The organism is Clostridium sp. ZS2-4, assembly GCF_026719745.1.
In the GTDB taxonomy this organism is placed as follows: Bacteria; Bacillota; Clostridia; order Clostridiales; family Clostridiaceae; genus Clostridium_H.
Window position 1 is genome coordinate 191,905 of the sequence record NZ_JAPPRQ010000027.1, and the last position, 12,853, is coordinate 204,757.

Sequence of the window (12,853 nt, forward strand, 5' to 3'; positions counted from 1 at the left end):
CCTTCCTAAATTATTTTAACTCAATAACCTTCTTTTCAGTATGGTTTTTAATAAACTCTTCATCGTCATATACTAAAATTTGAAGTTCTAATTTATTTCCAACTTTTTTTACTGATATAACTTGCTTCTTTTGACTTTTTGTATCATATAATAAAGTAGTTTCCGCTGTTTTTACATTTATTTTATATACATTTCCACCCATTGCAACTGTTCCATAACCCAATCCCACTATTGATATAATATTTTCATCATCTATCCATTCTATAGATTTTGGCGAATTCTGATTTTCCCCTTCAATAATTTCAAGAGACCATTTTACTCCTGTTGATAAGTCGCGTACATATATTTTTCCTATTCCCTCTTCTTCTGCATCAGGGCCTTTACCTTCTATACATACACTTAATTTTTTATTAATAGAATTCTTCCATGGTGTTCCAAATTCAGGCTCAACACTTTTTGCCAGTTGATGTTTTACAAATTTAACCTTATTTTCCTCAGTTCTTGACATATCTTCTCCAGCGTCTTTTTTATCATCACCCACAGGTTCATTTTTAGTGTTTTCTTCATTAGGTTTCACATTTTCATCTTGTGTTTTCTTATCTGTATCGTTTGAATCAGCAATCTGGTTTTTGTCCGTACTTAATTTAGTATTCTCTATCTGATTTTTATTTTTTGAACAACCTGTAAAGGCAATAATACTTGATATAAATACTACACTTAACATTAAACAAGCAATTTCTTTGTACTTAGTAACCTCATTTTTCATAAATGTCCTCCTTAGTCCCATTATTTTTTCTTATCATTATCTATTATATCATTTTGTACATTATATATAGTGTGTTTTTCTAAATAAGTTTCACTGGAATTATCGTTATTTTTTGTATTAAGCTTAACCTGTATATGATTTTCATCATTTTTTTCAACATCTACAATACTTCTTTTGCTATTCCCTGTTTTGTAGACCATTAGGCCCTTTCCTGTGATGGTATTTACCATATAAAGTTCCTCATGCTGAACTACATTCTTTTTCATCATTTTAGATACTACAAATAGACTTTCATCATCAATCCATTTAGCATATTTAATAAAAACCTTGTTTTTATTATCTGATAATCGAAATAACCACTTTTTATTATTTTTCAAGTCCTTTATAAATATCTTATCCCTATTTTCTTCTATTATATCAGACTTTCCTTTATCTGCTGTACTATAGCTTAATTTTTCATTAGGAGAATTACACCATATATTATCTTCAATCATCATAGCACTAACTTTTCTATTATTATCTTCTATTGATATTTTTTCTAATTCCACACCAATATTAAGACTTTCATCTTTTAAATCATTTTTATCCTCTATATTCATTGCAATGTCTTTTTTATTTTCTCCATCCTGTGAAACTATATCAGGTATAAGTTTTTCTGAATTATTAGCACTTTCATTTGAATTATCATTATTAACTGTACTTTTTCCTGAATCATTATTAGGTATGGATGTAATTTGTTTTTTATCATCTTGCTTAATTTCAGTTTTTTTATAAGTCTCTTCTTTTGTTTCTTTTCCTTCTTTATTATCTTTGCCTTCTTTATCTGGTATAGCATCTGTAACATTTCCAGGAATATTGTTACTATTCAACGTTGAGTTTTTACTATCTATATTTTCTGTTACACTTGCTATCTCTTTTTGTGGGCTGGACTCTATTTTAAATTTTGCTATAGGATTAACCATTAATATAAATGCTGCTGCAGCAGCTATTGGTGCACACCACTTTATGTATTTTATAGGATTTACCTTGGTTTTAATAATTATATCTTTTTTATATTTATCTTTATCAATTTTTGACATTATTTTTTGCTTTTGGCTTTTAAAATCAACATCCTCAAAATTTAAGCTCTCTTCTATGGCTTGTTCAAATAACATTTCTTCTTCATATAATTCTCTGCAGTGGCTGCAAAATTTCATATGTTCTTCCATCTTTATTTTTAAATCATCACATAAATCATCTAATATATATTTTTCCAAATTATCTGTAAATGTTTCACACTTCATATTCACACCTCTTTTCTTCATAGATTATATTTTTCTTAAATTTCTCTCTTATTTTATAATATCTTCGTTTAACCGCTGACTCACTTATATCTAATATTTTAGATATATCATTAAAAGTTACCTCTTTAAGATATCTCAGCATAATTATTTGCTTGTCTATATATTCAAGCCCGTTTATGTATTCTTGTATCACTCGTTTTGTTTCTTTATATTCAAGAGTTTGTTCTGGGGAAATCTCTTTTGAAGCTATTGTCATTGCTTTTACATCATCTATATTTTCTTCATGTACCTTTTTATATTTTCTAACATAATCAATACATTTATTTTTAGCTATTCTTAAAATCCAATTTGAAAATTTATACCTGTTATCAAAAGTATCCAGTTTATTATATACTGTTATAAATACCTCCTGAGTTATATCCTCTGACGCTTCCTTATCTTTAATCATGCTATAAATAAATTTTAAAATAGTCATTTCATATCGATTTACAATCTCTTCAAAGCTTTCTATACGCCCTTCCAAAACTTCCCCAACTAATTTTACATCTTCTTCGTTGTTGAACAAGTGACCTTCCCCCCTAACACCTGCCTAATAATTTATACGATAATTATATCGCAAAAGTCACAAAAAATAAAAAACAATGTTAATTTTACCATTGTTTTTTCTTCATTTTTCCACATTTTTTATTTGTTTAAATTATTAATATTTTAAAACAAAAAGCCTTATACCTTTGAAAGATATAAAGCTTTTTATATTTTATAAACTTGTATTCACTTATTTCTCTATTCTTATGATTAGTTGTTCATTATTATTTGCTTAGCTCTTAATATTGAAGTAGCACTCATTGAGAATTCATCCAAACCATATTCAACAAGTATTGGTATCATTGATTCATCTCCAGCTGCTTCTCCACACATTCCACACCATTTTCCTTCTTTATGTGCAGCATCTATTGTCATCTTTATAAGTCTTAAAACAGCAGGATGTTGTGGATTATAAAGGTAAGAAACTTTTTCATTCATTCTGTCAGCAGCAAGAGTATATTGAATTAAGTCATTAGTTCCTATACTGAAGAAATCAACATGTTTTGCTAGTTCATCAGCACAAACTGCTGCTGCTGGTATTTCAACCATCATTCCAACTTCTAAATCTGCATTAAATTCTTTTCCTTCTGCTTTTAATTCTTCCATGCATTCACTTAGAACTTCTTTTGCAGCTAAAAATTCTTCAAGTGAAGCAATCATAGGGAACATTATCTTTATGTTTCCATAAGCTGAAGCTCTTAATAATGCTCTTAATTGAATTTTGAATATTTCTTTTCTATCTAAGCATAATCTTATTGCTCTATATCCTAAGAATGGATTCATTTCTTCAGGTAATGGAAGATATGGAAGCTTCTTATCTCCTCCAATATCAAGAGTTCTTATAACTATTGGCTTACCTGCTGATTTTTCTGCAACATATTTATATGCTTCAAATTGTTCTTCTTCTGTTGGCATATCATTTCTATCCATATATAAGAACTCAGTTCTGAACAGTCCTACACCATCTCCCCCATTTTCAAGTACTTGGTCTATATCTTTTGCTTTTCCTATGTTCCCACAGACTTCAACACGTTTTCCTAATTTAGTTACTGTCTCAACTTCTATAAGCTTCTTTAATTCTTCTTTTTCTTTTTCATAAGCTGCTTTTTTTTCTTCGTATTGAGCTATTGTAGCTTCATCTGGATTTATGATTGCTAATCCTTGTTCTCCATCTAAGATAACAGTATCTCCATCTTTAACAGCTTCAGTTATGTCCATTAACCCAACAACAGCTGGAATTTCTAAAGTTCTTGCCATGATAGCACTGTGTGAAGTTCTTCCACCTATGTTTGTTAAGAAACCAACAACTTTGTTCTTGTCAAGCTGTGCAGTATCTGATGGTGTTAAATCATGTGCAACAACTATAGTATTTTTATCTAAATTTTCAAGTCCAGAACCTGCTTTTCCTGCAAGATTTGCAAGTATTCTGTTTCCAACGTCTTTAACATCTGCAGCTCTTTCCTTCATGTATTCATCTTCTATTGCTCCAAAGATACCCATGTACATTTCAATAACATCATTTAATGCTTTTTCAGCATTTACCATGCTTGATTCTATATTCATTTCAACTGCTCCTGTAAATTCCGGGTCATCTAAAAGCATCATATGGCTTTCAAATACAGCTGCCTTTTCTGGTCCTAATTCTATTTCAGCTTTTTCCTTAATTTTAGATAATTGTTCTCTAGAATCTTCTATTGCTTTTTTAAGTCTTCCTTTTTCAGCTTGTAAATCTGTTATTTTTGTTTCAACTACAGTAACTTCACTTTCCTCTTTTATTATAACCTGTCCGATTGCATAGCCTTTTGATGCAGCAATACCTTTTTTCATTATATTTCCTCCTAAAATCAATTTCAAAATCAACAAATTATTATTTAAATTAAATTGCAAGTTATTTTTATGAATTTTTATTAACATATGTCCTTATTAATTTATAGCAATAATCATGCCATTTTTATATATTCTTCTATTTGTCGAAAATTAGCTGTTTGTATCCCTTATGTAAAAGTCAACAAAAAATTTCTTGATATTTTTTATCAACTTTAAATTTAAAGCATACTTATTATTTCCTGACAGACTCTATATAATTCCACTAGACTAATGAATTTATATGGTATATTATATATATGGTATTTTTTATCAATCCTCTATGGATTCTTGATACTTTTTATCAATTAATCGTATTTCTACTTATAAACAGAAGGAGTATTATTTTATGTTCAAAAAAAATATTATAGTAAAAATTAAAGATGGAGTTCACACTCGTGTAGCCGCTACAATAGTTCACAAAGTATCTGTGATAAAATCAAAATATAATGTAGACTTATATATAAGAAAACTTAACAACGCAGAATCAATAGCTGTAAGTATGTTGGCACTAATATCTCTAAAAATTTCCGAAAATGAAGAAATAGAAGTTTCCTGTTTATCTGATAGTATAAATGGTAAAACTGCTGTATTGGAATTATGTCATTTTATATCAGAAGAGTTAAGTACAAGTACCTTCTCAATGTCAAAACTTGATGCTATCTTGGAGGAAAACACTATAGCCAATAAGCAAATTCTAGAAAGCATTCCTGTAGGCATAATTGTAATTGATAATAACTCTAACATTACTACTATTAATAGTTATGCGCTTAAGCTTATAGATAAACAAGCAAAAAATGTAATTGGCAGATTTGTAAAAGACATTATTCCTACTTCTGATTTGCCATATGTACTAGCACACAAGGAAAATCAGTATGGGAAAATTCAACATATAAATAATCATATAACTATCGTTAATCGTTCTCCAATAATATCTGATAGTAAAGTAATAGGTGCTGTTGGAATCTTTCAAGATATTTCAGAATTAGTTGGTATAAAAGAATTAAATGAAAAATTCAAAAAGATATTAGAAACATCTCATGAACTTATTTGCTTTGTAGATGAAAAAAGACAGATAAGTTATGTGAATCCATCTTATGAAAATTACTTCAAAATGAAAATAAACGATATTCTTGGTAAAGACTTAATAGAGATTTCTCCAAATGGTCTTAGAATAAAAGTTTTTAATTCTAAAACCAAACTTGAAAACATAGTTCATCAAAAGGAAGATTTAAATATAATTTCTACAGTTCAACCTTTATTTATTGATAATTCCTTTAAAGGTGTCATTTCCATCTCTAAACCAGTAAATGAGATTAAAGATCTTATGAAAAAGCTGGAAAACTTTGAAGAGGAATTAAATTACTATAAAGAAGAATTACAAAGACACTCTCAGTTAAACAGCTCCTTTAGTAATATTATAGGAAGCAGCAGCAGCTTAAGAGAATGTTTAATAATTGCTGATAAAGCCTCAAGATCTTCTTCAACTGTACTAATACGTGGAGAAAGCGGAACAGGAAAAGAACTTATTGCTCAAGCTATACACAATAATAGCCCTAGAAAAAATAAACCTTTTGTGAGAGTAAATTGTGCAGCTATTCCAGAGAATCTTTTAGAAAGTGAATTATTCGGATACGAAAAGGGAGCTTTTACTGGTGCAGTTAAAAGTAAACCTGGTAAGTTCACTATTGCTAATGAAGGAACAATATTTCTTGATGAAATCGGAGATATGTCCCCTGCTATGCAAGTAAAACTTCTTCGTGTTATTCAAGAAAAAGAATTTGAAAGTATAGGTGGCTTGAACACTAAAAAAGTAGATGTTAGGATAATTGCAGCTACAAACAAAAATCTGGAAGAAATGATGAAAAGTGAAGACTTCAGAGAAGACTTATATTATAGATTAAATGTAATAAGCATACATCTTCCTCCCCTTAAGAATAGACGAGAGGATCTTAACTCCTTAGTAGAACACTTTATTGAAAAAATAAGTACTAAAATGAATAAAAAAATCGCTGGAATAGATTTTAATGTATTAGCTTATATACAGAATTATGACTGGCCTGGTAATATTCGTGAACTCGAAAACATTATAGAAAGGGCTATAAATATGTGTGATGATGAAATTATTACACTGAAAGATTTACCTTTCTATATCTCTAATAGTTCTCCTAAAAATATTAATCTAATAAATTTAAGAGATGGACAAATACTTCCTATGGAGGAATACGAAAAAGAAATTATTTCTTTAGCTATGAAAAAATATAAAAGCTTTAATAAAGCAGGTAAAGCTTTAGGATTAACTCACAGAACAGTATCATTAAAATGTAAAAAATATGGAATAGAGGTTTGCAAATAACATAAGTATTTATTTTTTCTATTAATTTATTTTTGCAATTTAATATAGATTTAACATTTCTATGATAGAATTCATAAAGTACTTAATATATTATTAACATTTTTAATAGGAGAGTTGATATGAACTATGTAATGATTTTTCAATTATTAGGTGGACTAGGATTATTTGTTTACGGTATGAAGCTTATGGGAGACGGTCTTCAAAAAGCTGCCGGTGAAAAACTTAAGAGAATTCTAGAAATACTAACAAGTAATAGAATTTTAGCTGTACTTGTTGGTGCTGGTGTTACTGCAATAATTCAAAGTAGTAGTGCTACAACAGTAATGACTGTTGGTTTTGTTAATGCTGGTCTTATGAATTTATTCCAAGCTGCTGGTGTTATAATGGGTGCCAATATAGGTACAACAATAACAGCACAGCTTATAGCCTTCAAGCTATCTGATATAGCTCCTCTAATTCTTGGAATAGGTGCAGCTATAGTTTTATTTGCCAAAAAGAAAAAAACTAAAGACATAGGTGAAATAATTCTTGGTTTTGGTATTTTGTTTGTAGGTATGGAAATAATGAAAGATTCCATGCATCCATTAAGAGAAATGGAAAACTTTAAAAATCTTATAATTACTCTTGGAAAACATCCTTTACTAGGTGTTCTTGTTGGATTATGTATGACGGCTACAGTTCAAAGTAGTAGTGCTACAATTGGTATTCTTATGGCACTTGCAGGTACAAATGCAATCACATTAAATGTTGCACTTCCAATACTTTTTGGTGATAACATGGGTACATGTGTCACTGCTCTACTAGCTAGTATTGGAACTACGAAAAATGCAAAACGTGCATCACTTATACATCTAACATTTAATGCTATAGGTACAATGATATTTATGTTAGGTCTTGGTATTGTTTTAAAACTTGTACCTATGCTTGGCGGAGATGTTCAAAGACAAATTGCAAATGCACATACAATATTCAATATATCCAATGTGGTTATACAAGTACCTTTCATCTCCTTTTTGGTTAAATTTGTAAATAAATTGGTACCAGGTGATGATAAGATGACAAGTGATTATTCTTTAGAATATCTTGATAAACGAATACTTGAAACTCCATCAATAGCATCTGGTCAATTAGTTAAAGAGATCGTAAGAATGGGGAAACTTTCTTCTGAAAACTTAACTAATTCTATGGAAGCATTTTTTAATAATGATAACGAATTAATAAGCTCTGTATATGGACAAGAAAAACTAATTAATTTCTTACAAAGAGAAATAACTGATTATATGGTTCTACTTGCAAATACTGATTTATCTGAACAACAGTCATCACTTGTATCCTCATTGTTCCATGTAGTGAGTGATATTGAAAGAATTGGTGACCATGCAAAAAATATTGTAGAACTTGCTGAATTAAAAATTAATGACTCTGTTGTTTTTTCTAAAAAAGCCATAGGAGATACAGACGATATATATAAAGCTGCTAGTCATGCAGTAAACTGTGTCATAAAATCTTTAGAGGATTTCGATTTTAAAATGGCAGAAAAAGCTATTGAAACCGAAGGAAAAATTGACGCTATGGAAAAACAATTTAGAAAAGAGCATTTCTCTAGACTTAATCAAAGAGAATGTAATACCGCTGGTAGTGCTATTTTCATAGATTTAGTAACTAACCTTGAAAGAATAGGTGACCATTCAAATAATATCGCACTAATGATCTTAGACAGAAGATAATTAGCAAAAATAAAAAAATTCAATAAGAATTTATATGAATAAAAAGGAAGTCGAGTTAAGGTTGTACAAGCCTAACTTACTTCCTTTTTTAATAACTTCGCCTCTATTATTTCATTGAATTGATTCTTTAAACTCTTTACTTTCTCTCACATTATTAAAATCTCTTTCTTCTTTAGCCAAATTCTTAACAGAAGCATCCATATCTATAGCTATTTTTAAATATTTAACTGTATTTTCAATATCTCCACGTCTTCCGTAGATGCTAGCTTTTCCATAATAACTCCATATATAATTTTCCACCTCTAAAGCCTTGTCATACCATATTAGTGCTTCATCGTAATATCTATATAGTTCATAAGCAAGAGCCTTATTGAATCTGCCGTAACCGTACCCTGAATTTATTTCTAAAGCTTTATCTATAGCTTTCATTCCTTCTTCATAATTCCCATCAAAGCATAAAGCTATCCCTTTTATGCTGTAAGCTTTATAAAAGTTTTTATCTTCTGCAATTACTTCATTTTCTATCTTTATGGCTTCCTCGTATTTTTTGCTGTGAAAAGCATCATATCCTTTTTTATATTTTTCCTCAAGCTTATTATTTATTTTTCTATTAGTTTCATCACTCTTAGAAGTATCTGTTGTATTTAAAATTTCTTTATTTTGAATAAAATTTAGTTCTGTACTTGTTATTTTACTATTTGTTTTATTCTCTATTATAAGATTATTTTTTCTATTATTTCTTCCATCCATAATTACAATCCCTATTGAAACTATTGCTACAACCACAAAAATAATTAGTTTTGATTTTAATGAAATGCTACTATATTTTTTTTCCATAAAAACTCTCCATATACTCTCTATAGCATTCACCTATATACTGCACTATTTCTTCCTTGCTGTGGATATTTTCTTTAACACACTTTATCCATGGATTATCACACAAAATGCATTTTTTTTCTGGATATCCCAAATCTTTTCTAGTTATTTTATTTTTATTTTTATCGTATACATCTATATGGATACATTTTCCTAAAATATGTTTATCTTCTATTTCTATAGTAGTCTTTTTCACATCTACGGCCTTTTTATTCAATGCAATAGTTAAAATGGGACCTTCTGCAGTAATTCTTAAAACCTTAAAATCAATAAAACAACAAAATATATCTGATAGTATTTCATCTATATTTTGTATTATATTATTTGTTATCTCATTATTTTTATTTCGTGTAGGATAATTAACTATAATAACTATTAAAGTCATTTTATATTTATCTATTATTATATCTTGTAATCGTATTCTCTTTTCTTTATCTGTTAATATGTCTTCCTGTCTATATTCCATACCTAAGTAGAGAAGCCTATTTTTCTCTTCTCAGTTCCCCCTTATTTTAATGATTTTAAATATTGTTTTTGTCCCATTTCATACAAGTTATTACCATTACTATCTATTACAACCACAGCAGGGAAATCAATTACTTCTAATTTTCTTATTGCCTCTGATCCTAAATCTTCATATGCTATAATTTCTGAATTAACTATTGATTTACCAATAAGTGCAGCAGCCCCACCTATAGCTCCAAAATATACTGCTTTATTCTTTATAATAGAGTCTATAACCTTATCTGATCTAAGACCTTTGCCTATCATTCCCCTAAGACCTTTATCCAGTAATCTAGGTGCATATGGATCCATTCTATAGCTAGTAGTTGGTCCAGCTGATCCAATAGCCATTCCAGGCTTAGCAGGTGTAGGTCCAACATAATATATAATTTTATTCTCTATATCCATTGGAAGTTCTTCACCTTTATCTAAAAGTTCAATCAATCTTTTATGAGCAGCATCTCTAGCCGTATAAATTGTTCCCGAAATTAAAACAGTATCTCCAACTTTTAAGTCTTTAACCATATCTTCAGTTAACGGCGTAGTAATTCTTTTATCCATAGGTTAAAACCACCTTTCGTACCTTTTTTCTTTTTCTATATTTCTCTTGTAACATGTCTTGTAACGTGACAATTGATATTAACCGCTACAGGAAGTCCTGCAATATGAGTAGGATATGTTTCAATATTTACACCCAAAGCTGTAGTTTTTCCTCCAAACCCTTGAGGACCTATACCAAGTTCATTTATACTCTCAAGAAGTTCTTTTTCCAAATTTGAATAAAATTCATTTGAATTTCTAATATTTAAATGCCTTATTAATGCCTTTTTTGCTAAATAAGCAGCTTTATCAAAGGTACCTCCTATTCCTACTCCTACAACTATAGGTGGACATGGATTAGGTCCTGCTTTCTTAACAGTATCTATAATAAAATTCTTAACACCTTCAACTCCATCAGCAGGCTTTAACATTTCTATTTTACTCATATTTTCTGACCCAAATCCTTTAGGGGCTACAGTGATTTTAAGCTTATCTCCCTTAACTATATCATAATATATAACAGCTGGAGTATTGTCATTAGTATTTACTCTATCCAAAGGATCTTTCACCACCGATTTTCTTAAATACCCTTCTTGATATCCTTTTCTTACACCTTCATTTATAGCATCTTCCAAGCTGCCTCCATTAATATGTACATCCTGTCCAATTTCTACAAATATACAAGCCATACCAGTATCTTGACATATAGGCATTTGTTCCGTTTCTGATATATTTACATTTTCCAAAATCTTTTCTAATATATTTTGTCCTATTTGCCATTCTTCCGTTTCATAAGAGTTTTCTAATGCAGACTTTATATCATCACTTAAATAATAATTTGCCTCAATACACATTTCCTTAACTGTTTCAACTATTTTTAGCACCTGTATTTCTCTCATATATTTTCGCCGATTTCTATAAATTGAAAATCAACTAACTCCCTTCATTTTCATATATCCCAATACTAATTTATATTTTACCATAAAATTAATATATATATTTATATAAATTCAAAAAGACATAAAAGATAACTTTATAATATATTACAATTATCAATACTCATTGTTCAATGATCAATTTATGAAAAAACTTCGATGAAGTTTTAATATAATGAATATCATTTATTACAACTTATATATATAAGTTCTTTTATTATGTAATGCATTAAAATATGTTATATGATACAATTGTATTAATAGTCTACATAATAAATACTGAGGTGATAAATATGATTAGAAAAGAGTATCCATTTTTTTATAAAAGATTTGCTTATGATCTTTCAACAAACGTGATACATGATTTGAAAAATGAAAAATCTGAATGTAAAATTAACGAAATTGATGAAGAAGATATCGAAATGTATAGTTCTCTAAATGAAGCTTCATTAATGCTAGATCATCCAGTTCATAAAAAATGTCCATATTGCATGAAGGAAGATTAAATATAATTAACCGACATATTTCCTAGGTAATATGTCGGTTTTTATATATTTCTATTTACTTGTCATTCTACTGAAAATATCCCATAACCGTTTAACCTTAGCACTTTCTTCAGCTTCCATGTTATCTTGCTTATTCTTTTTATACTTGAAAAATTCTTCAATTGAATTTGCTAAAGAAACAGCTATTTTTTCTTGATAGGAATCAGTTTTCAGTTTTTCTTCCTCCTCCAGATTTGATAAAAAACCACATTCCACTAGAACAGATGGTATATCACTATGGCATCTTAATATTTTATATGCTCCCTTAGCACATTTTTCTTTTCTCTTATTATTATTATTTAAATCTTTTATAAGATTCTGCTGCAATATATGAGCTAATTCTGCACTTTCACCTTCTTTAGAATACCACACCTGTGCTCCATAATATTGACTTTGCTGAAACATATTTAAATGAATACTCATAAATATATCACAATTTGTTTCTCCCTTTATTTTACATCTATTATTCAAATCTTCATTTTTTTTATCTCTAATTCTTCCTTTATCCGAATAAAGACCTATATCATCTTCTCTAGTCATAATTACATTAAAACCCTTTTGTTCTAAATTTATTTTTAGCTTTTTGGCAATACTTAAATTAATATTTTTTTCAACGGTACCATTTTTTGATATAGCTCCTCCATCAATACCACCATGTCCTGGATCTAATAAAATTATTTTTTGCGTATTTTCTTCTGCAAAAACTATATGCTCAAAATTACCGAAAGATACTGCTGATATTATTAAAATTAAAATAATATATATTAACTTGTTTTCTCTTATCATAATATTCCTCCTAAACTTCACTTCATTCTATATTTTGTCCTATATTTATATTTCTTACTTACGTTATCTTCTTACAAAAACGGGAAA

Annotated in this window: 12 protein-coding genes; 3 read left to right on the forward strand and 9 right to left on the reverse strand. The window is 28.9% G+C overall.

Features of this window, described 5'->3' with window-relative positions:
• Positions 1–10 precede the first annotated feature (10 nt).
• The 4 genes from OIO11_RS05455 to ptsP all read right to left on the reverse strand — a co-directional run bounded on the left by OIO11_RS05455 (position 11) and on the right by ptsP (position 4,461).
• Complete coding sequence (locus OIO11_RS05455) at positions 11–766, reverse strand: DUF4652 domain-containing protein (RefSeq protein WP_268070415.1); 756 nt, start codon at positions 764–766, stop codon at positions 11–13.
• A 20-nt stretch (positions 767–786) separates the two neighbouring features.
• On the reverse strand, positions 787–2,049 hold the full coding sequence (locus tag OIO11_RS05460; protein ID WP_268070416.1) for a DUF4652 domain-containing protein: 1,263 nt from the start codon (positions 2,047–2,049) through the stop codon (positions 787–789).
• The gene (locus OIO11_RS05465; RefSeq protein WP_268070417.1) at positions 2,039–2,614 is read right to left on the reverse strand and encodes an RNA polymerase sigma factor; all 576 of its coding nucleotides are present in this window, start codon (positions 2,612–2,614) and stop codon (positions 2,039–2,041) included. The genes OIO11_RS05460 and OIO11_RS05465 overlap by 11 nt, the downstream gene beginning before the upstream one ends.
• A 230-nt stretch (positions 2,615–2,844) precedes the next feature.
• The gene (gene ptsP, locus OIO11_RS05470) at positions 2,845–4,461 is read right to left on the reverse strand and encodes a phosphoenolpyruvate--protein phosphotransferase (protein ID WP_268070418.1); all 1,617 of its coding nucleotides are present in this window, start codon (positions 4,459–4,461) and stop codon (positions 2,845–2,847) included.
• A gap of 385 nt (positions 4,462–4,846) precedes the next feature.
• On the opposite strand from ptsP, the gene OIO11_RS05475 reads away from it, so the two are divergent.
• Positions 4,847–6,853, forward strand: coding sequence for a sigma 54-interacting transcriptional regulator (locus OIO11_RS05475; protein WP_268070419.1), 2,007 nt, complete (start codon positions 4,847–4,849; stop codon positions 6,851–6,853).
• A 119-nt stretch (positions 6,854–6,972) separates the two neighbouring features.
• Positions 6,973–8,580 carry a Na/Pi cotransporter family protein gene (locus tag OIO11_RS05480; protein ID WP_268070420.1) on the forward strand — a complete coding sequence of 536 codons (1,608 nt, stop codon included), beginning with the start codon at positions 6,973–6,975 and terminating at the stop codon, positions 8,578–8,580.
• Positions 8,581–8,691: 111 nt separating this feature from the next.
• On the opposite strand, the gene OIO11_RS05485 is transcribed toward OIO11_RS05480, so the two are convergent.
• Genes OIO11_RS05485 through OIO11_RS05500 form a run of 4 tightly spaced genes read right to left on the reverse strand, consistent with a single transcriptional unit; the run spans position 8,692 to position 11,399 of the window.
• The gene (locus OIO11_RS05485; protein WP_268070421.1) at positions 8,692–9,417 is read right to left on the reverse strand and encodes a tetratricopeptide repeat protein; all 726 of its coding nucleotides are present in this window, start codon (positions 9,415–9,417) and stop codon (positions 8,692–8,694) included.
• The gene (gene citX / locus OIO11_RS05490) at positions 9,401–9,922 is read right to left on the reverse strand and encodes a citrate lyase holo-[acyl-carrier protein] synthase (RefSeq protein ID WP_268070423.1); all 522 of its coding nucleotides are present in this window, start codon (positions 9,920–9,922) and stop codon (positions 9,401–9,403) included. Before citX ends, OIO11_RS05485 begins: the two co-directional genes overlap by 17 nt.
• Positions 9,923–9,963: 41 nt before the next feature.
• The gene (locus OIO11_RS05495) at positions 9,964–10,521 is read right to left on the reverse strand and encodes a Fe-S-containing hydro-lyase (protein WP_268070425.1); all 558 of its coding nucleotides are present in this window, start codon (positions 10,519–10,521) and stop codon (positions 9,964–9,966) included.
• 35 nt (positions 10,522–10,556) lie between these two features.
• Entirely contained in the window at positions 10,557–11,399 is an 843-nt protein-coding gene (locus tag OIO11_RS05500; protein ID WP_268070427.1) for a fumarate hydratase, read from the reverse strand.
• Positions 11,400–11,719: 320 nt separating this feature from the next.
• On the opposite strand from OIO11_RS05500, the gene OIO11_RS05505 reads away from it, so the two are divergent.
• Positions 11,720–11,941, forward strand: coding sequence for a hypothetical protein (locus OIO11_RS05505; RefSeq protein ID WP_268070428.1), 222 nt, complete (start codon positions 11,720–11,722; stop codon positions 11,939–11,941).
• A gap of 51 nt (positions 11,942–11,992) precedes the next feature.
• Here the strand turns inward: OIO11_RS05505 and cwlD are convergent, their stop codons facing one another.
• Entirely contained in the window at positions 11,993–12,769 is a 777-nt protein-coding gene (gene cwlD, locus OIO11_RS05510; RefSeq protein ID WP_442781236.1) for an N-acetylmuramoyl-L-alanine amidase CwlD, read from the reverse strand.
• Positions 12,770–12,853: the final 84 nt, after the last annotated feature.

Coding starts and splice junctions, on each gene's coding strand:
- OIO11_RS05480 (WP_268070420.1), top strand. CDS start 6,973: ATGAACTATGTAATGATTTTTCAATTATTAGGTGGACTAGGATTATTT.
- OIO11_RS05495 (WP_268070425.1), bottom strand. CDS start 10,521: ATGGATAAAAGAATTACTACGCCGTTAACTGAAGATATGGTTAAAGAC.
- OIO11_RS05455 (WP_268070415.1), bottom strand. CDS start 766: ATGAAAAATGAGGTTACTAAGTACAAAGAAATTGCTTGTTTAATGTTA.
- OIO11_RS05500 (WP_268070427.1), bottom strand. CDS start 11,399: ATGAGAGAAATACAGGTGCTAAAAATAGTTGAAACAGTTAAGGAAATG.
- citX (WP_268070423.1), bottom strand. CDS start 9,922: ATGGAATATAGACAGGAAGACATATTAACAGATAAAGAAAAGAGAATA.
- OIO11_RS05485 (WP_268070421.1), bottom strand. CDS start 9,417: ATGGAAAAAAAATATAGTAGCATTTCATTAAAATCAAAACTAATTATT.
- OIO11_RS05460 (WP_268070416.1), bottom strand. CDS start 2,049: ATGAAGTGTGAAACATTTACAGATAATTTGGAAAAATATATATTAGAT.
- ptsP (WP_268070418.1), bottom strand. CDS start 4,461: ATGAAAAAAGGTATTGCTGCATCAAAAGGCTATGCAATCGGACAGGTT.
- OIO11_RS05475 (WP_268070419.1), top strand. CDS start 4,847: ATGTTCAAAAAAAATATTATAGTAAAAATTAAAGATGGAGTTCACACT.